The organism is Vibrio sp. 10N.222.49.C12 (assembly GCF_041475025.1).
Lineage (GTDB): Bacteria > Pseudomonadota > Gammaproteobacteria > Enterobacterales > Vibrionaceae > Vibrio > Vibrio crassostreae_C.
This window is the reverse complement of sequence record NZ_JBFRVF010000025.1, coordinates 93,766-117,635: the sequence shown is the minus strand read 5'-3', so window position 1 is coordinate 117,635 and position 23,870 is coordinate 93,766. Positions and strand designations below refer to the sequence as shown.

Here is a 23,870-nt window from a genome sequence, read left to right as displayed (position 1 = left end):
CGAGGAACTAGATGTTCTTAACGTCTAAACCTGCAAGCTGATGCCAGTAACCATTACATTGGCGGCTTTCAATCTTCATCGGTTTTTGACCTTGCTCGTTCGCTCTGAAGTTATTGATTTCAGAGAAGGTATCGATACCGAGAGGGCTTAAACGAACCACATCAACCAGGTCGTGCATGTTCGGTAAATCATTGACTAGGTTGTAGCAGTAGCCTGATTGCGTCTGAATACCGTTAAGGTTGAAGACTGATTGGCCTTCTTGGCTTTCTACTTGTAGCCCTGTTGGGTACTTGATACAGCAGGTTTCGCAATCGTCTTTAGCTTTGTTTTCAGCGCGAGCGGTAAAGCAGCGTGCTGAGTAAGCAAGCGGCAGGTAGCCGTGGCTAAACACTTCAACTTCGAACTTGTTACGAATATTTAGCTCTTCGCACTGGGTCATTACGTTGCTTAGCCATTCGCGAGAAAGCTCAACCGGCATACACCAACGCGTCATGCCTTGTTTCAAGAATAGGTTCAGGGTGCGTGCGTTGTAGGTGTTTACTGCCGGGCCAACCACGAAAGGTACTTTGCTTTCGCTGGCCAGTTGAATAGCAGACACATCATTGGCTTCGATCGCAAAGTCACCGTTATCGATGTACTTCTTCATGATGTTGACTTCGCTTGGTGCTTCTAGCAATGCCATGGTGGAAAGTACGACTTGCTTACCTGAAGCCGACAGCTCTTTAGCAATGTCCATCCAGTGTTTCGCTTTCATCTCACGACGCTTTGAACACACCGCTTCACCTAGGTAGATGATATCGGCTGAGCTTGATTTCGCTTGCTCATAGAAGCTTTCAACGTCTTGTTTTGGCCAAAAATAAAGTAGAGGGCCTAATGCGTATTTCATTGAGTTCTCCATTTGGCTCTATTGCCATTTACGGTGATAAGCGCCAAGCGTGGTTTGTGTACCTTCAGATACATTCGCCAGTGTCGCATTCCAAGCTTGTTCCACTTGGTATTGTTCTGGGTTCGCTAAGTAGCGATCGATAGCTGCGCGCCAAGTGCGAGTGACTTGTTCAACATAAGCAGGGCTACGTTGGCGACCTTCAATCTTCACTGAGGCAACGTTTGCCGCGAAAAGCTCAGGCAACATGGATAGCGTGTTGAGGCTGGTTGGCTCTTCAAGTGCGTGATAGCGCTTACGTTCACCATCGATCTCGGCTTCAAAGCGGCCTTTACACAGCGTTGGGTAACCTGCGTTCTCACCTGCTTCATACTTATCGATAAGGATTTCGTTCAAGCGAGACTCGAGGCCAGTTTCTGTTTCTTGCCAGCGAACGTATTTTGCCGGAGAACAAGCACCAACGGTATTTGGTGATTCGCCTGTCATGTATGAAGATAGGTAACAACGGCCTTCTGCCATGATACACAAGCTACCAAAAGCGAATACTTCAAGGTCAACGTCAGAAGTGATATTACGAGAAAGCTGTTTGACCTGATGAATCGACAATACACGCGGCAGTACGACACGCTTAACGTTGAAGTTTTTATGGTAGAAGTCGATAGCTGCTGCATTGGTTGCCGATGCTTGCACTGATAGGTGCAGTTCTAGATCTGGGTACTTATTTGCTGCGTACTCAAGCACCGCGATGTCTGCGATGATCAACGCATCAACACCCAGTGCAGCAGCATTGTCTACGGCATTAGTCCAACGGTCGAAGCCATTTGGGTGAGCAAATGTGTTTAGGGCAACATGAATTTTCTTGTTGTGGTCATGCACATACTGCACAGCACGATCGAGCTTTTTACCCGCAAAGTTTAGGCCTGCAAAGTGTCGGGCATTGGTATCGTCTTTGAATCCGATATAGACAGCATCCGCACCACAATCAATAGCGGTTTTCAAAGCAGGTAAGTTACCCGCTGGGCATAAGAGTTCCATTTGCTCACTACCAGTAGAATTAAGTTGAAGCGAGCATTTTATGAAGAATTGTGAATGACGGAATTGATGTAAGGCAGGTTTAGATGGATAAATCTGCTTTTACTCCGTTTGAGGTACTGACGAGTGGTAGTTTTGTGTGTTGCTTTGGTTTTGAATGAGGTGCGTATTGGAATCGTCTAATCAGTTCTTATGACGGCGGTTTTGAGCAAACAACTCTTCGACATCTTGTTTTGGTTGCGGACGATAGAAGTGGAAGCCTTGAATCGAACTACAGTTGAGGTTAGACAGCAGAGTCGCTTGCTCACTGGTTTCGACACCTTCTGCAACCACGGTCAAATCGAGAGATTTACCTAGGTTGATGATGTTTTCAATTACGGTAATTTGCTTTGGTAGGGTATCGATATCAGAGATGAAAGCACGGTCTATTTTAAGCTCATCAATTGGGAAGCGAGCAAGGTAAGACAGTGAAGAGTAACCTGTACCGAAATCATCAATGGAGAGAGCAAAGCCAAGTTTCTTGATGGCGTTAAGCATTTGGAGTGTGTGTTCACTATCACTCATCACCGCACTTTCCGTTAGCTCGAACGTAATCGCACTTGGATCAAGCTCGGTCGAACGCAGTAGCTTTTCCATGTAATCAATCAGTTTCGGGTTACCAAACTGTTCTGGTGAAAGGTTGATAGCCACTCGACCTGGAAGGATACCTTGCATCTTCCAGCGCTTAACCGTAGCAAATACTTCACGCATTACCACTCGGCCAAGTTGTTCAATAAGCCCTGCTCGTTCCGCCACAGGAATGAACGCGGCCGGACTGATATAACCTTCGACAGGATGCTTCCAACGTACCAGAGCTTCAGCGCCGTTGATGGTGAAATCACGGGCATTCACTTTCGGTTGATACCAAACCTCAAGTCCATTTTGTTGCAGTGCTTTTTGGAGCTCTATCTCAAGCCACAGTCGCATACGCGCTTCTTTATTCATCTGTTCGTTGAACTTGATCAGACGATTACGACCACGATCTTTCGCTTCATACATTGCTGTGTCTGCATTTTGCAGCAAGATACGAGCATCAGTACCATCTTGAGGAAAGCTCACACTACCAATAGAGCAGGCTAAGCGCTTGCTAAAGTGGTGAAGATCGAAGGGTTGATTGATCAGGGAAATGATCTTTTCAGCGAGCATTTCAGGTGTTCGCTGATGTTCAGGTTCTGGAAGGATAATACCAAACTCATCCCCGCCTAAATGTCCAATCACGGCCTTACGAGGCAGTAAGCGTTTAAGACGCGAAGCGACCTCTTTAATCACCTTGTCACCGATGTGATGACCAAGTGAGTCATTGATATTTTTAAAGTTATCAATGTCTAAGTAGAGCATCACCACCGGCGTATCGTTGTGAATGAACTGCTCAAGACGCTTAGTAAACCCAACTCGATTGTAGAGTTTGGTCAGTGCATCGATGTAGGCATCTTCACTGTTTGCTGGTGTGTATTGTTTTGCGGTTTCTTGTGCGTCTTGAATAAGCACCAGCTGAGTGTTGCTTCCAAGAACGGTGGTGGAGTCGATGTTGAGCTGGACCTTACGTTCAAAGCCGCATCGCGCACCCGTTAAGCAAACCAAACCAGACTCAGAAATAATAGAGCTGAGGTTATTATTGAAGACTGTTTTGGTTTGTTCATCGATAAATAGGCGTCCCAGCTGTTCGCCAATTAACTCTGTGGTTGAGTTAAAGCCAAGCAGGCGCGCTGCCGCTGGGTTGGATGACAAGATATAGTCACTTTCAACGAGCAGTAATCCGTCAGGGAGTAGTTGAGATAGTTTGTGGAATTTGGCTTCGGATTCTTCTAAAGAACGGACAAGTACTTGGTTTTCTGATGTGTCGAAGGCGTGAAAGACGATGTAGTCGGTTTTGTTGCCATTGGTAAGCGGAGATAGGCTGAAATGAAGGCTGGTATCGAGGTCTGTTTCGTTGAGGGTGACTTCGGCCTCAATCGTTTCGCCACTGAATGCACGCTCATAGTAAGGCTTGAGATGTTGGTAGAACTGTTCGCCCAATGTTTGGCGATCATTCATGCCTGCAAGCTCTGTTTGACTCAAACCAGCAATATCGCAGTAACGCTCATTAACCATAAAATAGTTATGTTGGGCGTCAAGTACCGCAAAAAAGAACGGACTGTTTGCTGTTAGCTGGGTAAACCAATGTTGTAGTTGCTGGGGAGGCATCAAAGTACTACCAATTCTCCAAGAGCTTGAATATTCACTATCGATAAATATTTATTACTTTTTGTGTGGCTATCGATATTTACCTGTGAGTGCAGCGATCCGCTGTAATTCTCATGACCTGAGTTACTATAACTGTGATTTTCAGGATATTAAAGGTCGAGTATCAAACCGAAGTTAATTTGATACATAACAGTAACTGAGATTTCAACATCATCTATGATGCATTCCATATTATTGACAAAGTTACGGATAAGTCACGTGATAAACAAGATTCGCACTCAACTAGTTCAAAATGCCGCATCAATTTTGCGATCTCCAGTCCAGTTATTGCCTAAAACAGTACAAAAAAGAGCCTTATTGGAGGCGCTTAAGAATGTCTTTAAGGAAGCTTTAGAGGACGGTGACTTTGAATTCTTAGAAGACAAGTGGCTTAAAGTCTCAATAAAAGATATGGGGTTAAGTTGGTGTATTAGCTATCAAAATGAGCAACTAGTTGTAGCTGATAACGAGGTTGTTGAAGATGTAAGCTTTAGCGGAAACCTTAACGATCTTGTGTTGATTGCCGGGCGTAAAGAAGACCCAGATACGCTTTTCTTTCAACGTAGACTGTCTATTGAGGGCGATACAGAGCTTGGTTTAGAAGTCAAAAACTTGATGGATAGCGTAGATTTAGACGTATTGCCGACTCCTATGAAAACTTTGTTAAATCAATTAGCTGATTTTGTGCAGAAGGGAGTACAATCCCCAGATACACAAAGTGAGGTAATGAATGCTTATTCGAACTGAAGCACCGGCAGATATACTTGTCATTGATCGTTTATTGAAATCTGTTTTTGAAACAGATGCAGAAGCTAACTTGGTTATGAGCTTGCGTGAGAATAGCCATTTAACGCTATCGCTGGTGGCTTGTTCTGATGAAGGCGAGGTGGTTGGTCACCTGATGTTTAGCCCTATCACTCTTGATGGCGACGATCATAACTGGCAAGGGCTTGCGCCTCTCGCTGTGAAAGAAGAGTTCCGCAACCAAGGCATTGCCAAATCTCTAGTTGAAGATGCGTTTTCCACTTTGGTTGATTTTGGTTACCCAGCTTGCGTTGTGTTGGGTGACCCTGCTTATTACAGCCGCTTTGGTTTCAAGGCTGCGAGCGAGTTTGGCCTGAGTTGTGTTTGGGATGTGCCTGAAGGTGCTTTCCAAGCGATTGAATTGGTAAACGGTGCGTTTGCTGGACATGCTGGTGAGATTGCTTACAGCCCCGAGTTCAACGACTTATAAGCTGATTTATCACGCAACAAGATACAAACTGATTTAGTCTAAATAAAGGAGCTTGATGCTCCTTTATTTTTTGTTAGTATCAGCCCAACTCTGATGAGCTCGTTTTTAACTTCGCTCTAATAAATCGCCCACTATAAACCTAAGGTTACACCGCTAGATATGTCACAAACACACGCACAATACCTGCAAGAGATGGGCATTAGCCAATGGGAGCTTAGCCACCCAGAGCGTTTAGCGGGTTATGAATCTGAATTGATGCCACTCTCAAATGACTGCAAGCTACTGTTGGTTTCGCCTGAAAAGCCTCAGGAAGATCTCGCCGTGATGTTTGAACGAGTACTCAAAAGTATCAAGCTCGAATTATTTCAGGCATTGCACATTCAGCCTCAGTACCTATCTTCTGTGGATTTAGGTTCGGTTGAGTGGATATGGTTTGCTGGTTGTGAGTCGGCTCAAGAGCTGAAGGCTAAAACACTTCAATCGCCATTACTGTCTGACATTAACGGTAACAACCAACACCGCCGCGACTTATGGCAACAAATTTGTGCTTATGACTAATCAATTTTTACCGACTTCACAACAACACCTAGACGCCATTTGGAAGATAGAGCAGGCCGCGCATTCTCACCCTTGGTCTGAAAATATGATCCGAGATCTTGATAGCCGAGGCGCTTGTCATCATGTCCTTGAAGTTGATGGACAAGTGGTGGGCTATTTCTTCGCTCAAAATATTGTTGGTGAAGTGACGCTGCTTAATATTGCGGTAGACCCAAGCAAGCAAGGCAAAGGTTATGGTAAGGCACTAACTGAACATTTCCTTGATATGTGTGAGCAAGCTGATGCTGAAAGCGCTTGGCTGGAAGTTCGCGAAAGTAATGTGAACGCGTTTAATCTTTACGAAAAGGCAGGCTTCAACGAAGTTGATCGCCGTCGTAATTACTATCCAACTAAACAAGGCAACGAAGATGCCATCATTATGAGCTATCTTTTTATGTCTTTTAGCTAGTCATGTTACGTCTTTTCGCTAACTAGATAGCTAATCACAAAATTAGCCAAAAAATAGGGTGTAAACTGACCCTTTAGAAAGTGATACGCTTTCTGTATAATCCGCACACAGAATTCAAGGGCAAGTATTATCTACTTGCCCTTTTTACGCTTTAGATCAGCAAAGGGCGACTATGTCTTTCCAACAAGAAGTGAGCAAACGTAGAACGTTTGCGATTATCTCTCACCCGGATGCGGGTAAAACCACGATTACTGAAAAAGTTCTTTTATTCGGAAACGCGATTCAAAAAGCGGGTACCGTAAAAGGCCGTGGCTCTAACCAGCACGCTAAATCTGACTGGATGGAGATGGAAAAAGAACGTGGTATCTCGGTAACTACGTCGGTAATGCAATTCCCATACAATGATTGCCTAGTAAACCTACTAGATACTCCAGGACACGAAGATTTCTCGGAAGATACGTACCGTACGCTAACAGCGGTTGACTCTTGTTTGATGGTTATCGATGCTGCAAAAGGTGTCGAGGATCGTACTCGTAAACTAATGGAAGTAACGCGTCTACGTGATACGCCAATCGTAACGTTTATGAATAAACTTGACCGTGACGTTCGTGACCCAATGGAAGTGCTTGATGAAGTAGAGAGCGAGCTAGGTATGGCTTGTGCTCCTATCTCATGGCCTATCGGTTGTGGTAAAGAGTTTAAAGGTGTTTACCACATTCATCGTGATGAAACGATCTTGTATGAATCTGGCCACGGCCACGAGATCCAAGAAGTTCGTATCATCAAAGGTCTCGATAACCCTGAGCTAGATGAAGCAGTAGGTGCTGATCTTGCGGAAAGCGTACGTGAAGAGCTAGAGCTTGTTATCGGTGCTTGTCCTGAGTTTGATCATGAACTGTTCCTAGCGGGTGAACTAACGCCGGTTTACTTCGGTACTGCATTGGGTAACTTTGGTGTTGACCACATGCTTGATGGTCTAACGAAATGGGCTCCAGCACCTCAAACGCGTCAAGCGAACGAGCGTGATGTTGAAGCAACCGAAGAGAAGTTCTCTGGTTTCGTCTTCAAGATCCAAGCAAACATGGACCCTAAACACCGTGACCGTATCGCATTCATGCGTATCGTTTCGGGTACTTACAACCAAGGTATGAAGATGAACCATGTTCGTACAGGCAAGAGTGTAAGTATCTCTGATGCGGTAACCTTTATGGCGGGTGACCGTGCACGTGCTGAAAAAGCATACGCGGGTGATATTATCGGTCTACATAACCACGGTACTATCCAGATTGGTGATACCTTTACTCAAGGTGAGAGCCTTAAGTTCGCTGGTATTCCTAACTTCGCACCTGAGCTATTCCGTCGTATCCGTCTACGCGATCCACTGAAGCAGAAGCAACTTCTAAAAGGCTTAGTTCAGCTTTCAGAAGAGGGCGCAGTACAAGTATTCCGTCCTATGCAAAACAACGACCTGATCGTTGGTGCGGTTGGTGTGCTTCAGTTCGACGTGGTTGTAGCGCGCTTGAAAGCGGAATACAACGTAGAAGCTATCTACGAAGGTGTTAACGTTGCAACAGCTCGTTGGGTTGAATGTGATGACGCTAAGAAACTTGAAGAATTCAAACGTAAGAACCAATCTAACCTTGCGCTAGATGGCGGTGATAACCTGTCTTACATCGCACCAACTATGGTGAACTTGAACCTAGCTTCTGAACGCTTCCCTGAAGTTCAGTTCCGAGCGACGCGCGAGCACTAATTTCTTCGATCTCTATTCGAGTTAAACAAAAACGTCTATTGTTCTGCAATAGGCGTTTTTTAATGCGTGCCATTTTAGACAATAAGCTTGAGGTAAATATGTTCGGTTGGATAAAAGCTTGGGTTAGGAAATACGATAAGTGGTGTGAAGAGCTTGGCTTAACGCCTGAGAACAAGCGCAGTTGTGTTGCTTATCGTCGTGATCCTCAAGGGAAACAAATGGAGAGTAGGGAAAATGACACAGCAAATAAGTGACTTTCCGCTGTTTGATACTCATTGCCACGCGGATTTTGAGGCGTTTGAGCAAGGTTTTACACCTGATCAAACTATTGATGGCTATCTTAAAGAAGCGAAACAAGCGCAAGTCGAGAAGTTAATCATCCCTTCTATCGGCCAATGTAACTGGAGGAAGCTCGATGAAATCGCTCAATCTCACCCCAATATTTACTATGCATTAGGCTTCCATCCTTACTTTTTAGAACCGACCAATGACGAACAATTTTCGGAACTTCGCCAATTACTCGCTTCAAAAAACAGCCAATGTGTCGCGATAGGTGAGTGCGGGCTCGACTTTTTTGTGGACGTTGAACGAGAGAAACAAGAGCGCTTTTTCATCCAACAAATGGAGCTTGCGAAGGAGTTTGACCTGCCTTTAATCATCCATGAGAGGAAGTCTTACAACCGACTTATCGAGCTAATAAAGCAGCATAAGTTCACCTTAGGTGGTGTGATTCACGGTTTTTCTGGGAGTGAACAGCAAGCTTTGGCGTGGATCAAGCTAGGTTTCTATATTGGCGTCGGTGGAACGATAACTTACCCAAGAGCGCAAAAAACACGCACAACCATCGCAAAATTGCCCCTTGAATGTCTGGTATTGGAAACGGATGCTCCGGACATGCCCATGTATGGAAACCAAGGAAATGTTAATCATTCCAAATATTTAGTTACGATCTTAAATGAACTTTTTTTGCTTAGAAAAGAGCCAAAGCAATCGATTGCAGCGCAAATTTGGCAAAATAGCCATCGCGCATTCGGTATATGTGAATAAAATCGAAGGTTTTTGTTTATCGTTTGCGTAAATCGCACTGAGCTTGTGATTTGGGTCACATTTGCGTGTGAATGGTACATGAATCTTCTACGAAAGTGTGAGGACGGCATTACTTTATTAGTGGTCGCATGAGTATAATTGCCTCCGCTTTATAGCCCCATTTTGTAACACGCCAATAAATAACTAATAAGGAAGTCATAAACTATGAGCCTGTTTATGAGCCTAGTCGGAATGGTTGCACTGATCGCAATCGCAGTACTACTATCTGACAACCGCAAAGCTATTAATCTAAGAACAGTGGGTGGCGCTTTCGCTATCCAATTCGCACTTGGTGCATTCGTACTTTACATCCCTTGGGGTCGTGATCTACTTGCAGGTTTCTCTGCTGGTGTAGCAAACGTGATCGACTACGGTAAAGACGGTACTGGTTTCCTATTCGGCAGCCTAGTTAACTTCTCAGTTGACGGTATCGGTTTCATCTTTGCTTTCCAAGTACTACCAACTCTGATTTTCTTCTCTGCACTTATCTCTGTACTTTACTACATTGGTGTTATGCAAATTGTAATCAAAGTTCTTGGTGGTGGTCTTCAGAAAGCTCTAGGTACTTCTCGCGCCGAGTCTATGTCTGCAGCAGCAAACATCTTCGTTGGTCAAACTGAAGCACCTCTAGTTGTTCGTCCATTTGTTCCTAAAATGACTAACTCTGAACTATTCGCAGTAATGTGTGGTGGTTTGGCTTCTGTAGCTGGTGGTGTACTAGCGGGTTACGCATCTATGGGTGTACCTCTAGAGTACCTTGTAGCAGCATCATTCATGGCAGCACCAGGTGGTCTACTATTCGCTAAAATCATCAAGCCTGAAACAGATACGCCAGACGACAACATCGCTGACGAAATGGACGGTGGCGATGACAAACCAGCTAACGTTATCGACGCAGCAGCAGGTGGCGCATCAGTTGGTCTACAACTAGCACTTAACGTTGGTGCAATGCTACTAGCATTCATCGGTCTAATTGCTCTAATCAACGGTATCCTAGGTGGCATCGGTGGTTGGTTCGGTATGGAAAACCTAACTCTAGAACTTCTTCTAGGTTGGATCTTCGCACCGCTAGCATTCATCATTGGTGTTCCATGGGAAGAAGCAACTATCGCTGGTTCTTTCATTGGTCAGAAGACAGTTGTTAACGAATTCGTTGCATACCTAAACTTCGTACCATACGTTGGTGAAAACGCTCAAGTTGTTGCAGCAACTGGTCAAGTGATGTCTGAGAAGACTCAAGCTATCATCGCATTCGCACTATGTGGTTTCGCAAACCTTTCTTCAATTGCGATTCTTCTAGGTGGTCTAGGTGGTATTGCACCAAGCCGTCGCCACGACATCGCACGTATGGGTGTTAAAGCGGTAATTGCTGGTACTCTATCTAACCTGATGGCAGCAACAATTGCTGGCTTCTTCCTGTCTTTCTAATTAGTTAGAAATCGATATATAGACGCCATAATAATATCGCCCCGTAGCAAGAAATTGCTGCGGGGCTTTTTTGTTTTTAGGCCTGCCGTTTTTAGTATATGCACGCGCTTATGCTTAGATTCGATGTAGGGTCTAGAATGTTTTTTTGAGATACAAACCGTTTGCGTTCTAAGGAGCACTACAATTTATTGATGGATACCTATAATGTATAAGCTAAAGGGATAGGATGTCTCTGTTGGCAAGAAAGTAACCTCGAAATCAACTCGAACGTTATTCTTCTGGGATTAAGCCAAAATTAGCGATACGCTATAGATGTTAGACACAACATGACTGATTTGTTGTGCCATAGACCAAACTGGTACTGTGCGGTGACAAGGATTGCAATTGGTAGCGAAAGTTATCAAGTCTTCAGGGAACCAAGTCCGTTCATTTGTGGCTACTGAGCATTACTAAAATATCCATCTATACTGGATGGAGGGCGAAGTAGTTAACTATTTGAATATATTGATCGGAGATAGAAATGAGCGATTTAAAAGCAGCAGCTCTACGTGCACTTAAACTTATGGACCTAACTACGCTAAATGACGACGATACTACTGAAAAAGTAGTGGCGCTTTGTCATGACGCGAAGACTGCAGTAGGCAACACCGCTGCAATCTGTATTTACCCTCGCTTTATCCCAGCAGCTAAGAAAGCGTTGCGTGAGCAAGGTACTCCAGAAGTACGCATTGCGACTGTAACTAACTTCCCTCATGGTAATGACGACATCGAAATTGCTGTTGCAGAAACAAAAGCAGCGGTAGCGTACGGCGCAGACGAAGTTGACGTAGTATTCCCATACCGTGCTCTTATTGCTGGCAACGAAGAAGTTGGCTTTGAGCTAGTTAAACAGTGTAAAGCAGCTTGTGGTGACATCACGCTTAAAGTGATCATCGAAACAGGTGAACTGAAAGAAGAAGCACTAATCAAGAAAGCTTCTCAAATCTGTATCGAAGCAGGTGCAGACTTCATCAAAACTTCAACAGGTAAAGTGCCAGTAAACGCGACTCCAGAGTACGCGCGCATGATGCTTGAAGTTATTCGTGACATGGGTGTTGCTAAAACAGTTGGTTTCAAACCAGCTGGTGGCGTACGTACTGCTGAAGATGCAGCACTATACCTAGCAATGGCTGATGAGCTACTAGGCGCTGAGTGGGCAGACAACATGCACTACCGTTTTGGTGCTTCAAGCCTACTAACTAACCTTCTTAATACATTAGAAGTGACAGACCAGACTGCTGATCCAGCAGCATACTAATTTACTCGTCATATTTGACACCGCAGCGTTGTTGACTGCGTAAGTTCCTCCTAATCACATAGAGCCTCTATGCTCATAGGAATGAACTCACTGGTCGCCTAACTGCAACGCCAAATATTTAGAGTATTGAACATAATAAGTCTGTTTGATGGAGTGGCGTCAAGCCACTCCATATTACCTCTTTTCCCTACAAACCATACTCACTAGAGTTTGGGAGGCACTAATGTATCTACCTCAAGAAATTATTCGCAGAAAACGTGACGGTGAAGTCCTAACAGCTGAAGAAATTAACTTCTTCATTCAAGGTGTGGCTAAGAACACGGTTTCTGAAGGCCAAATTGCCGCATTCGCAATGGCTATCTTTTTTAATGAAATGACGATGCCAGAACGTATCGCACTAACGTGTGCAATGCGTGATTCAGGCATGGTGATTGACTGGAGCCACATGAACTTTGATGGCCCAATCGTTGATAAACACTCTACTGGTGGTGTTGGCGACGTTACTTCTCTGATGCTTGGCCCAATGGTGGCAGCATGTGGCGGTTTCGTTCCAATGATCTCTGGTCGTGGTTTAGGCCACACTGGCGGTACGCTAGACAAGCTGGAATCTATTCCGGGTTACAACATTACACCAACCAACGATGTGTTCGGTGAAGTAACGAAAGATGCTGGCGTGGCTATCATCGGTCAAACAGGCGATCTAGCTCCTGCTGACAAGCGTGTTTACGCAACTCGTGATATCACAGCAACAGTCGATAACATCTCGCTGATCACGGCTTCAATCCTATCTAAGAAACTGGCTGCGGGCCTTGATTCTCTAGTGATGGATGTAAAAGTAGGTTCAGGCGCATTCATGCCGACTTACGAAGCATCTGAAGAGCTAGCGAAATCTATCGTTGCAGTAGCAAACGGTGCGGGTACTAAAACAACAGCAATCCTAACGGACATGAACCAAGTGCTGGCTTCTTCAGCGGGTAACGCAGTAGAAGTTCGTGAAGCGGTTCAGTTCCTAACGGGTGAATACCGTAACCCTCGCTTGTTAGAGATCACTCTAGCATCGTGTGCTGAAATGCTGGTGCTCGGTAACCTAGCTAAAGACTCAGACGAAGCGCGCGAAAAACTGATGGCAGTACTGGATAACGGTAAGGCAGCAGAGTGCTTCGGTAAAATGGTAGCGGGCCTTGGTGGTCCAGTTGATTTCGTAATGAACTACGATAACTACCTAGAAAAAGCAGACATTATTAAGCCAGTGTACGCGTTAGAAAGCGGTGTGGTATCAGCAATGGATACTCGTGCAATTGGTATGGCTGTGGTTGGTATGGGCGGCGGTCGTCGTGTAGCAACTGACAGCATTGATTACGCAGTCGGTTTTGATCACTTCATTCGCCTAGGTGAAGTAGCAAGTGAAGATAAGCCATTAGCAATGATTCATGCTCGCAACGAACAACAGTGGCAAGAAGCTGCAACTGCATTACAAAATGCAATCACTGTGGGCGGAGAATATACAGCAACGCCAGACGTTTACCGTCAGATTCGTTCTGAAGACGTGTAAATAACCGTTATCGGTATGCCTCGCGTATACCGATAAACAGAGTTCTGGTGCAAAGAGCAATAAGTTGGTGAAGAAAATGAAAAGAGCATTTATTTTAGTTTTAGATTCATTCGGTATCGGTGAAACAGCGGATGCAGACAAATTTGGTGATGTAGGTTCTGACACTATGGGCCACATCGCAGATCATTGTGACCAAGGTCTTGCAGACAATGCAGATCGTAAAGGTTCACTGACATTGCCAAACCTGTCTAAGCTAGGTCTAGCGATGGCTCACAAAGAGTCTACGGGTCGTTTTGCTCCTGGTATGGATGCAGACGCTGAGATCATTGGCGCTTACGGTCACGCTGCTGAGCTGTCTTCTGGTAAAGACACGCCATCAGGTCACTGGGAAATCGCAGGTGTTCCTGTACTGTTTGACTGGGGCTACTTCACCGACAAAGAGAACAGCTTCCCAAAAGAACTGACTGACCGCATCCTTGAGCGTGCAGGCCTGTCTGGTTTCTTGGGTAACTGCCACTCATCAGGCACTGAAATCCTAGATAACCTAGGTGAAGAACACATGAAGACAGGCCTGCCAATCTTCTATACTTCAGCAGACTCTGTTTTCCAGATCGCTTGTCATGAAGAGACATTCGGCCTACAAAACCTATTAGACCTTTGTCAGATTGCTCGTGAAGAGCTAGAAGATTACAACATTGGTCGTGTTATCGCTCGTCCGTTCATTGGCCAAGGTAAAGGTCAATTCGAACGTACTGGTAACCGTCGTGACCTTTCTGTTGAGCCACCTGCAGCTACCATTCTTCAGAAGTTGGTTGATGAGAAGGGCGGTAACGTTCACTCAATCGGTAAGATCTCTGATATCTACGCGGGTTGTGGCATCACTCAGAAAACCAAAGCAACAGGTATCCCTGCGCTATTTGAAGCAACCAAAGATGCGATCAATGAAGCGGGCGACAACACTATCGTGTTCACTAACTTCGTTGATTTTGACTCAGCTTACGGCCACCGCCGTGATGTTGCTGGTTACGCAGCGGCACTTGAGTACTTCGATGGTCGCATCAATGAAATCATCGATATGATGAAAGAAGACGATGTGCTTATCTTAACTGCTGACCACGGTTGTGATCCGACATGGCCAGGTACAGACCATACTCGTGAGCACATCCCTGTGATTGTTTACGGTCAGAAGGTTCCAGCCGGTTCTTTAGGCCGTCGCGATACATTTGCTGATATCGGTCAAAGCTTAGCGTCATACTTTGGTACATCGCCAATGGGACACGGTACAAGCTTTCTATAATAGTTAACGAAGAGAGAGGGAAACTTCTCTCTTCTTTTTTTGTTTTGAGATTAAGGATATTTTCAATGGCTACTCCACATATTAATGCTGAAATGGGTGATTTCGCTGACGTAGTTTTAATGCCAGGCGACCCGCTACGTGCTAAATACATCGCTGAAACCTTCTTGGAAGAAGTGGTTCAAGTGTGCGACGTTCGCAACATGTTTGGTTACACCGGTACTTACAAAGGTCGTAAGGTTTCGGTAATGGGACACGGTATGGGTATTCCATCTTGTTCTATTTACGCGACTGAGCTGATCAAAGACTTTGGTGTGAAGAAGATCATTCGTGTGGGTAGTTGTGGTGCAGTGAGCGAAGATATCAAAGTGCGTGATGTGGTGATCGGCATGGGCGCATGTACTGACTCTAAAGTGAACCGTATTCGCTTTAAAGATCATGACTTTGCGGCTATTGCGGATTACAAAATGGTGCGCGCGGCAGAAGATGCAGCCAAAGCTCTCGGTGTCGGCGTAAAAGTCGGTAACCTGTTCTCGGCTGAACTGTTCTACACGCCAGATCCAGAGATGTTCGAAGTAATGGACAAATACGGCATTGTTGGCGTAGAGATGGAAGCGGCAGGTATCTATGGTGTATGTGCTGAATACGGCGCAAAAGCTCTAACGATTTGTACTGTGTCTGACCACATCAAGACTGGTGAGCAAACGACATCAGATGAACGTCAAACGACTTTCAACGACATGATGGTTATCGCACTAGACTCAGTGTTGCTTGGTGACCAAGAATAATCTTGATTTGTCTTAGCTTGATAAGTTAACAGATAACAAAAAGCCCAGTTGCTGCCTGAGCGTCGGGGCTTTTTATTGGATTGCTGTACTTATTCTGAGTCTAGTATTTATTGTCAGCCTAGTGTGTTTATGAGCTTACATTTTTCAATAGTAAGTTCTCACCAGACTTAGTTGGTCTTCTGCGAATCAGCATGATGAACAACACGCCACTCACAAACCCCATCAACACCATACCGATCATGTAGCGATCACTTTTGCGGTAGTGGTGATCAGAAATCGCCGTCATCTTACCGGTTTCAAAAGTCACTCGAATAAAGCCGATGATCGTTTTCTCTGGAGAATAAATAGGTTCAACTAACTGTTGTCTGCCGATACTTGCTGTTGAAAGTGGTGTATCTAAGCCAAGAACCTCACGTACCGAGAGGGCTTTTTCGCTCGAAGCCAGTCGAATACCCTCTGCATCATAGATGGTGGTATCGAACACCAGTCGGTCTTGAGATAGCTGGTTAGTCAGATCAAGCAATCGCTCTTGGTCTTGTTGCGTGATCATCTTGCTGGCTGAAAGTGATGCCTGAGAGATAAGCAGCTTGGTAAGAGTTTCCAATTGTTTTGCTTGGATCTTCTCGTTACCTTTACTGATCACGACCGTATTTTTAATCGTTACAACGAACATGGTAGCCAACAAAATGAGGGCTAGCATTCGTAAAGCGTTACGTATTGAGAACAATGATTCATTCATGTTTAACGAAGCCTGAAATAAACAAATGTTATGATTAAGACATATTGAGACTTGCGTTTTCAAATTGCAATAGGTTAACGTTTAGCATAGTTAATTAGGAATCATACACATGGACGATCAGAAATATCTGCCGATAAAAAGGCATACGACATTATTAACTCGACTCCCCGAGACTCGTTTCGCTTCTCAACTCGCTAAATCCAAGGCCAATTGGATTGTGTTTGGTGAGTACCTATCTCCACAATCTTTCGATGACATCGACTTTTTCACTGGCACTTACAACACCATCCTCGATACGTGGAAGGTTGGGCATTATGAAGTGGCTTTGATGTCAGGCAATCTAACGCCAGCACACGAAGAAATCCTCCAAGCGCTAAAGCTTGATTATGCTTGCCTTAGCGAGGTCCCAGACTTATCTAAGCCAGGTTTGATCGTGATGGATATGGATTCCACAGCGATTCAAATTGAATGCATCGATGAGATTGCCAAGCTAGCTGGAGTGGGAGAGTTAGTCTCTGAAATCACAGAACGAGCAATGCAAGGCGAGCTCGACTTTGAACAGAGCCTACGCCAGCGAGTAGGAGCACTGAAAGGTGCGGATGAGTCGATATTAGAGCAAGTGCGTCAGTCATTGCCATTCATGCCAGACTTGGTCGGGCTGGTGAATACTCTAAATAAGCTTGGCTGGAAAACGGCGATTGCATCAGGCGGTTTTACTTACTTCTCTGACTACCTGAAAGATACCCTTGATCTAGACCATGCTCAATCAAACACGCTTGAGATCGTCAACGGTAAGTTGACGGGTGAAGTCTTAGGCGATGTTGTTTCGGCGCAGACCAAAGCGGATATCTTGGTAGAGTTGGCTGAAGAGTACGAATTGGAACTACATAATACCGTTGCCGTTGGTGATGGTGCCAATGACTTGGTAATGATGGGCTCTGCAGGTTTAGGCATTGCCTACCACGCAAAACCAAAAGTAGAGCAGCAAGCTCAAACTGCTGTTCGTTACGCAGGTTTAGGCGGTGTGCTGTGTATCTTGTCGGGTGTATTGGCTAAGCAACAGAAGATCAGCTGGCAAGCGAAACCTTAGGGGCTCTACCTAAGTGCTATTGGCTATGTATCTTATTTAGCAATAGTGGCTCAGACACAAAAAAGCAGGCTATCAGCCTGCTTTTTCAATTTTCATGCTTAAGTTAATACGCCACTCGAGGCTAGCGTGTTAGCTCCAATCGAATCAGCACTTCATCGGTAATGTCCTCTATCTCGCCATAACCGATAAACGCCGTCACCTCATTCTCTAGCTTCTTAGCTTGATGCATACTGATGCGTGAAAGCTCTTCTAAATCCGACTGGAATAAACTCGTTAGCGGATTAAAGATAGGTGCCGTGGTGACTCGCAATACATACACATCACCTAAGTGCTGCGCTTTCTTGATGAATAAGATGCGTTCCTTTGCTGAGGCGAAGTCTTTGACCAACTTGGTGTGTACCGACTGGATTTTGTCGCCAAACTTCACTGCAGCAATGTACACGTCATGATGCTTAGGCTCCGCACCTTCAATTCTTTTTAGTGGCTCAGCCAACAGTGAGTTGGTGTGACCCTTGAAGATTGGCTCGAGTGAGAACTTTTGGTTGTGACCAAGTTTAGCAAGTAACGTTAGATGCTTATTCAGTGGGAAATTCACACCAATGATCTTACAGCGCAGCGTTGAACTTGGCTTATCAATGAATATTGGGTTACTGACCATCTTGCTCAACAAAATGTTGTGCAGTGATTCGAGTAGCGAATGTGTTGGCAGTATCTCTTGCTTCTTAATCAGCTTACTTTGGTTTTGATCGATAAGCCCATTAAGGAAAGCGATGGTACGCATTGTCTTGGCGTTCTCGGCAATAACCAACTGCACGTTGCGACCATTCGGACTCACTCGAATTACGTGGTAAGGCACTGTGCTCAGTGGCAGGTTCTTGTCATAGAGCTGCAGTTCATTGAAGTTCACTAATACCGGATCATTAATCTTGAGTACCATTGGGTGTTCAAGGCTAATGCTCAGTCCACGCTTCGAAATATCTAAGGTGTGTCCGTTCGCCGCTGCGCCATCTTGTGATGTAAGTTGCAACGGTGACTTAAATTGGTATCTCGGCTCTTTACGACGAGTCTGAGAGTCAAAGTAGATGCTTTGAATATTGCCGACGACAGTACGCGGGTGACGGAAGCGGTTCAATTCACTGCTTGGAATGCGTGGCTTTTCACTCAGAAGATAGTCCGCCGCACTTTCGTGATCGCCAATCTCTTGCAAGATTCCGCAATGCGTCAGTTGAGCTGAGCTTTGAGCCAGCGTATCCGAGTGTTTAGCTAATGCTTGTCGCTCAGTGTCTGAAAGTTCGAAAACCGAGAACTTGAACGCCTTCCAACTTTTACGTTTGCCACCGATGTGCCAGAACAGCTGTCTTTGTTCACGAGAGGCTTCAGGCAGCATCATTGAATAGAACAAGGTCTTGTTTTGGTGTTCATGGGTAAAAGAGTAGATAACGTTACTGGTTCCCTTCACTCCTGGTTTCGCCAACAGGTTCATACGTTGCTCGTTGAACAGGGTACCCAGCGCTTGTTGATTTCGTTCGTCGTGCCAATATTGCCATAATGGATGGTTGTTATCCGTCAGTAGGGCAAGCTTTAGTTCGCTGCCGCTGAAAAACAGGGGTAGGTTACAAGTATGCTTTAGATAGGTATGTTCGATTCCTCGAGTACGAGTTCGAATAATCCTATCTTGATTCTCATGGCTGGTTTTCTTACTGGTGCTATTTAAAGACTCATCGAGTAAGCGAGCCACAATATTGTTGTCGCTTACCTTGATGGTTCTTAGAAATTTGACCGCGTTGTTCTCATAAGATTCGTCGATACCCAAAACACGAAATTCAACCGCTTGGTTAACATCGTTTTCTTGGGACTTTTCGATAAGCTCTGAGAACTTAACGCTGATGATCTCGCCGAGGTTGTATCGAAAGGCGCTCGGTACTTTGAACTTTGCACCCGACGGGGAGATATCAACCGTTACACCATGTAGGCTTTGCCCTTTCGATGTGGTGATCTCGACCTGCGAGCTAATCTTGAGTCTGTTCTCTTGGCGTTTTAAGTCGTAACCTAGGTTAATAGCTTCCGCTTCGTACGGGCTATTGGCGCTAGTAATGTCGTGGTTACCTTGAGAAGATGTTTTAACAACGCTCAGAGGCTGAGTTCGCGGAGTCATTACTAACTCCCATGCGCCTTCTGTGTAACCTTTAAACTTTTTCGTACCACGTTGATATGCGTTTAAAGCGATATCATCGAGCCAGTGCTTACGGCCATCGAGAGTGAACTGACGACACTCATTATCAATACGCCCGCGTAAATCAATGCTCTTTGTACACGGAGCCATGATACGATTCAGTTCCATTTTAACGAGCAGCTTCAGAGACGGCGATTCCCCTTCTGTCATTTGAGAAAGAAGGAATTCGAAATCTTCGGCGTGGTAAGCCGGGATTAAACGTTCTGCTACAGATAGAATTTCAGATTGCTGCATACTTTTCTTGTTAGAATGGACGGTGCGTTTATGTTATCGACTAGTTTAAATCGATCTTTAAGTATAAGTGGTATGACTGCAACTTTTATTTTCATCCGTACGGTCAAATAAGTCACAAATTGACAACATCATTGTGTAATTGAGTAAATTATTGAGGTTTTATGGCGAAGGCAAAGCGAGCTTATGTGTGTAATGACTGTGGTGCCGATTTTCCACGTTGGCAGGGGCAGTGCAATGCATGTGGTGCTTGGAACACGATTACAGAAGTTAGGTTAGCCGCTTCACCTCAGGTCGCACGTAATGAACGATTGAGTGGTTATGCGGGCGGTGCAACTGAATCTTTGGTTCAAACGCTGTCAGAAATCGATCTGCAAGAAGTCCCACGTTTTAGCAGTGGCTTTAAAGAGCTAGACCGCGTACTTGGTGGTGGTGTCGTACCGGGTGCTGCGATCCTGATTGGTGGTAACCCGGGTGCCGGTAAATCAACGCTGCTATTACAAACCATGTGTCAGCTTTCTTCTCAATTACCGACTCTCTATGTAACCGGGGAAGAATCTCTGCAACAAGTCGCGATGCGTGCGTCTCGACTTGGATTGCCAAAAGAGCACCTAAAGATGCTCTCAGAAACGAACGTGGATAAGATTTGTCAGGTTGCAGAAAAAGAACAACCTAAGATCATGGTTATCGACTCGATCCAAGTTATGCACGTTGCGGATGTTCAATCTTCTCCGGGCAGTGTTGCACAGGTTCGTGAATCGGCAACCGCATTAACGCGCTACGCAAAACAGAATAACGTTGCTGTGTTCTTAGTTGGACACGTAACTAAAGACGGCACCTTAGCAGGGCCAAAAGTACTTGAGCACATTATTGACTGTTCTGTTTTATTAGATGGCGGAACCGATAGCCGTTTTAGAACGCTACGCAGCCACAAAAACCGTTTTGGTGCAGTGAATGAACTGGGTGTGTTTGCGATGACAGGCCAAGGGCTAAAAGAAGTCAGCAACCCATCCGCTATCTTCTTGTCTCGTGGTGAAGAAGAAACCTCGGGCAGTTCTGTCATGGTGGTGTGGGAAGGGACGCGTCCACTTCTTGTCGAAATCCAAGCGCTGGTGGATTATTCACAGCTGGCTAACCCACGTCGCGTCGCTGTCGGCCTAGAGCAAAACAGGCTTTCTTTGTTATTAGCGGTGCTGCATAAACACGGCGGCTTACAAATGGCTGACCAAGATGTGTTTGTGAATGTCGTCGGTGGTGTTAAAGTAACCGAAACCAGTGCTGATCTTGCGTTGGTGATGGCTCTACTTTCTAGTTTCAGAGACCGCGCATTACCAAAAGATGTGGTGGTATTTGGAGAAGTAGGCCTAGCGGGTGAGATTCGACCTGTACCGAGCGGACAAGAGCGTTTAAATGAAGCATTTAAACACGGCTTTAAGAAAGCGATTGTACCGGCGGCTAACATGCCTAAAGGTGGCATTCCAGGAATGCAGATCCACGGTGTGAAAAAATTATCGGAAGCAATTAATGCTTTTGATGAGTTGTAATTGAACTCACTTCAGCTACTCTATACAGCAGCAATTCAGCCTAACCTTAACGCCGATTAGGCTTTAGGTTAGCACTATAATTAACAATCATTTAGATTGTTACTACTGAGTGCCTTTTTCTATATGTTAGAAAAAGGCAAAGTTTTTTAGTCCCAAATGCATGCAAAGCTATCAGTCTTCACAGATTGTGATATACTCTGCGCGCATTTTATATCCTATTAACAGAGTAAGACAATGGCAGATTTATCGAAATACAGAAACATTGGTATTTTCGCGCACGTTGATGCGGGTAAAACAACTACCACTGAGCGTATCCTTAAGCTAACTGGTCAAATCCACAAGACTGGTGAAGTACATGATGGCGAATCAACGACTGACTTCATGGAACAGGAAGCTGAGCGCGGTATTACTATCCAATCAGCAGCTGTAAGCTGTTTTTGGAACGATCACCGTCTAAACGTTATCGATACTCCTGGACACGTTGACTTCACAGTTGAAGTATACCGTTCTCTTAAAGTTCTTGATGGCGGTATCGGTGTATTCTGTGGTTCTGGTGGTGTTGAACCTCAATCAGAAACTAACTGGCGCTACGCTAACGAATCAGAAGTATCTCGTCTGATCTTCGTTAACAAACTAGACCGTATGGGTGCAGACTTCTACAACGTTGTTGACCAAGTTAAGAACGTTCTAGGCGCTACTCCTCTAGTAATGGTTCTACCAATCGGCCGTGAAGACGAGTTCGTTGGTGTTGTAGACCTACTAAGCCGTAAAGCATACGTTTGGGATGACACTGGTCTTCCTGAAAACTACGAAATCAAAGATGTTCCAGCGGACATGGTTGATGACGTTGAGCAATACCGTGAAGAGCTAATCGAAACTGCTGTAGAGCAAGACGATGACCTAATGGAAGCTTACATGGAAGGTGAAGAGCCTTCTATCGAAGACATCAAGCGTTGTATCCGTAAAGGTACTCGTGATATCGCATTCTTCCCAACGTTCTGTGGTTCTGCGTTCAAGAACAAAGGTATGCAACTTGTCCTTGATGCTGTAGTAGATTACCTACCAGCACCAACTGAAGTTGACCCTCAGCCTCTAATGGATGAGAACGGTGAAGAAACTGGCGAACACGCTATCGTTTCTACAGATGAGACTTTCAAAGCGCTTGCATTCAAAATCATGGATGACCGCTTCGGTGCTCTAACTTTCGTTCGTATTTACTCTGGTAAACTGAACAAAGGTGACACGATTCTTAACTCATTCACTGGCAAGACTGAACGTGTTGGCCGTATGGTTGAGATGCAAGCTGATGACCGTAACGAACTAACTAGCGCACAAGCTGGTGACATCATTGCGATCGTTGGTATGAAGAACGTGCAAACTGGTCACACTCTATGTGATCCTAAGCACCAAGTAACGCTTGAGCCAATGGTATTCCCAACTCCAGTAATCTCAATCGCTGTATCTCCAAAAGATAAAGGCGGTTCTGAGAAAATGGGTATCGCTATCGGTAAAATGGTTGCAGAAGATCCATCTTTCCAAGTTGAGACTGACGAAGAGACTGGCGAAACTATCCTGAAAGGTATGGGTGAACTTCACCTAGACATCAAGGTAGATATCCTTAAGCGTACATACGGCGTTGACCTTGTAGTAGGTGCTCCTCAAGTAGCTTACCGTGAAACAATCACGAAAGCTGTTGAAGATAGCTACACGCACAAGAAGCAATCTGGTGGTTCTGGTCAATTCGGTAAGATCGATTACCGTATCAAACCAGGCGAAGCAGGTTCTGGCTTCAAGTTCAACTCTGTAGTTGTGGGCGGTAACGTTCCTAAAGAATTCTGGCCTGCAGTTGAGAAAGGCTTCGCATCTATGATGGAAAACGGCGTACTAGCTGGCTTCCCAACTCTAGACGTTGAAGTTGAACTTTTCGATGGTGGTTTCCACGCAGTCGATTCATCTGCTATCGCATTTGAAATCGCAGCGAAAGGCGCATTCCGTCAATCTATGCCTAAAGCTGGCGCGCAACTTCTTGAGCCAATCATGAACGTTGACGTGTTCACTCCAGACGATCACGTTGGTGATGTTATCGGTGACCTTAACCGTCGTCGTGGCATGATCAAAGATCAACAAGCTGGCGTTACTGGTGTTCGTATTAAAGCTGACGTACCTCTTTCTGAGATGTTCGGCTACATCGGTCACCTACGTACTATCACTTCTGGTCGTGGCCAATTCTCTATGGAATTCGCACAATACGCACCATGTCCAACTAACGTTGCTGACGAAGTGATTGCAAAAGTTAAAGCAGAAAAAGAAGCTGGTAAGTAATTAGCCCTTTTCTCAATTAGCTAAAAAAGCCCCGCAAGTGAAAGCTTGCGGGGCTTTTTATTGCTTGTAACATACTGCGAGATGCGAGATGCGAGA

20 protein-coding genes are annotated in these 23,870 nt (G+C 45.1%); 15 read left to right on the top strand and 5 right to left on the bottom strand.

The window, feature by feature from the left end:
* Positions 1-7: 7 nt before the first annotated feature.
* The 3 genes from AB4583_RS09105 to AB4583_RS09095 form a co-directional block, all read right to left on the bottom strand.
* A complete protein-coding gene (locus AB4583_RS09105) occupies positions 8-886 on the bottom strand; it encodes a U32 family peptidase (RefSeq protein WP_017059237.1) in 879 nt (292 codons plus the stop codon).
* Positions 887-904: 18 nt separating this feature from the next.
* Positions 905-1,918 carry a peptidase U32 family protein gene (locus AB4583_RS09100; RefSeq protein ID WP_017068227.1) on the bottom strand — a complete coding sequence of 338 codons (1,014 nt, stop codon included), beginning with the start codon at positions 1,916-1,918 and terminating at the stop codon, positions 905-907.
* Between the two features lie 180 nt (positions 1,919-2,098).
* A complete protein-coding gene (locus AB4583_RS09095; protein WP_017059239.1) occupies positions 2,099-4,138 on the bottom strand; it encodes a bifunctional diguanylate cyclase/phosphodiesterase in 2,040 nt (679 codons plus the stop codon).
* Between the two features lie 216 nt (positions 4,139-4,354).
* Here AB4583_RS09095 and AB4583_RS09090 point away from each other — a divergent pair, with 216 nt between their 5' ends.
* The 12 genes from AB4583_RS09090 (at position 4,355) to deoD (ending at position 15,615) form a co-directional block, all read left to right on the top strand.
* Positions 4,355-4,924 (top strand): SCP2 domain-containing protein, encoded by a 570-nt coding sequence (locus AB4583_RS09090; protein WP_017080003.1) that lies wholly within the window; start codon positions 4,355-4,357, stop codon positions 4,922-4,924.
* Positions 4,908-5,411: a GNAT family N-acetyltransferase gene (locus AB4583_RS09085; RefSeq protein WP_017063279.1), complete on the top strand. Its 504-nt coding sequence runs from the start codon at positions 4,908-4,910 to the stop codon at positions 5,409-5,411. Before AB4583_RS09090 ends, AB4583_RS09085 begins: the two co-directional genes overlap by 17 nt.
* A 159-nt stretch (positions 5,412-5,570) precedes the next feature.
* Positions 5,571-5,969: a DNA polymerase III subunit psi gene (locus AB4583_RS09080; RefSeq protein ID WP_371713144.1), complete on the top strand. Its 399-nt coding sequence runs from the start codon at positions 5,571-5,573 to the stop codon at positions 5,967-5,969.
* Complete coding sequence (rimI, locus tag AB4583_RS09075) at positions 5,962-6,417, top strand: ribosomal protein S18-alanine N-acetyltransferase (RefSeq protein ID WP_136973791.1); 456 nt, start codon at positions 5,962-5,964, stop codon at positions 6,415-6,417. Before AB4583_RS09080 ends, rimI begins: the two co-directional genes overlap by 8 nt.
* A 172-nt stretch (positions 6,418-6,589) precedes the next feature.
* Positions 6,590-8,170: a peptide chain release factor 3 gene (gene prfC / locus AB4583_RS09070; RefSeq protein ID WP_017059244.1), complete on the top strand. Its 1,581-nt coding sequence runs from the start codon at positions 6,590-6,592 to the stop codon at positions 8,168-8,170.
* Positions 8,171-8,268: 98 nt separating this feature from the next.
* On the top strand, positions 8,269-8,424 hold the full coding sequence (locus AB4583_RS09065) for a DUF5363 family protein (protein ID WP_157936683.1): 156 nt from the start codon (positions 8,269-8,271) through the stop codon (positions 8,422-8,424).
* Positions 8,405-9,217: a TatD family hydrolase gene (locus AB4583_RS09060; protein WP_372117151.1), complete on the top strand. Its 813-nt coding sequence runs from the start codon at positions 8,405-8,407 to the stop codon at positions 9,215-9,217. Before AB4583_RS09065 ends, AB4583_RS09060 begins: the two co-directional genes overlap by 20 nt.
* Before the next feature lie 204 nt (positions 9,218-9,421).
* On the top strand, positions 9,422-10,684 hold the full coding sequence (locus tag AB4583_RS09055) for a NupC/NupG family nucleoside CNT transporter (protein WP_017058833.1): 1,263 nt from the start codon (positions 9,422-9,424) through the stop codon (positions 10,682-10,684).
* A 520-nt stretch (positions 10,685-11,204) separates the two neighbouring features.
* The gene (deoC, locus tag AB4583_RS09050) at positions 11,205-11,981 is read left to right on the top strand and encodes a deoxyribose-phosphate aldolase (protein WP_010436196.1); all 777 of its coding nucleotides are present in this window, start codon (positions 11,205-11,207) and stop codon (positions 11,979-11,981) included.
* A 223-nt stretch (positions 11,982-12,204) separates the two neighbouring features.
* On the top strand, positions 12,205-13,533 hold the full coding sequence (gene deoA / locus AB4583_RS09045; RefSeq protein ID WP_017063283.1) for a thymidine phosphorylase: 1,329 nt from the start codon (positions 12,205-12,207) through the stop codon (positions 13,531-13,533).
* 76 nt (positions 13,534-13,609) lie between these two features.
* Entirely contained in the window at positions 13,610-14,830 is a 1,221-nt protein-coding gene (locus AB4583_RS09040; RefSeq protein ID WP_372117088.1) for a phosphopentomutase, read from the top strand.
* A gap of 65 nt (positions 14,831-14,895) precedes the next feature.
* A complete protein-coding gene (gene deoD, locus AB4583_RS09035) occupies positions 14,896-15,615 on the top strand; it encodes a purine-nucleoside phosphorylase (RefSeq protein WP_017063285.1) in 720 nt (239 codons plus the stop codon).
* Positions 15,616-15,742: 127 nt separating this feature from the next.
* Here deoD and AB4583_RS09030 read toward each other — a convergent pair whose 3' ends face one another.
* Entirely contained in the window at positions 15,743-16,354 is a 612-nt protein-coding gene (locus tag AB4583_RS09030; RefSeq protein ID WP_076655999.1) for a YtjB family periplasmic protein, read from the bottom strand.
* A 109-nt stretch (positions 16,355-16,463) separates the two neighbouring features.
* Here AB4583_RS09030 and serB point away from each other — a divergent pair, with 109 nt between their 5' ends.
* Positions 16,464-17,444, top strand: a complete 981-nt coding sequence (serB, locus tag AB4583_RS09025) for a phosphoserine phosphatase (protein WP_371721146.1) — start codon at positions 16,464-16,466, stop codon at positions 17,442-17,444.
* A gap of 121 nt (positions 17,445-17,565) precedes the next feature.
* On the opposite strand, the gene AB4583_RS09020 is transcribed toward serB, so the two are convergent.
* Positions 17,566-19,911 (bottom strand): PilZ domain-containing protein, encoded by a 2,346-nt coding sequence (locus AB4583_RS09020; RefSeq protein WP_017066978.1) that lies wholly within the window; start codon positions 19,909-19,911, stop codon positions 17,566-17,568.
* 161 nt (positions 19,912-20,072) lie between these two features.
* On the opposite strand from AB4583_RS09020, the gene radA reads away from it, so the two are divergent.
* Together radA and fusA are read left to right on the top strand one after the other, a co-directional pair.
* Positions 20,073-21,452 carry a DNA repair protein RadA gene (radA, locus tag AB4583_RS09015; RefSeq protein ID WP_372117085.1) on the top strand — a complete coding sequence of 460 codons (1,380 nt, stop codon included), beginning with the start codon at positions 20,073-20,075 and terminating at the stop codon, positions 21,450-21,452.
* A gap of 234 nt (positions 21,453-21,686) precedes the next feature.
* A complete protein-coding gene (gene fusA / locus AB4583_RS09010) occupies positions 21,687-23,774 on the top strand; it encodes an elongation factor G (RefSeq protein ID WP_171732466.1) in 2,088 nt (695 codons plus the stop codon).
* Positions 23,775-23,870: the final 96 nt, after the last annotated feature.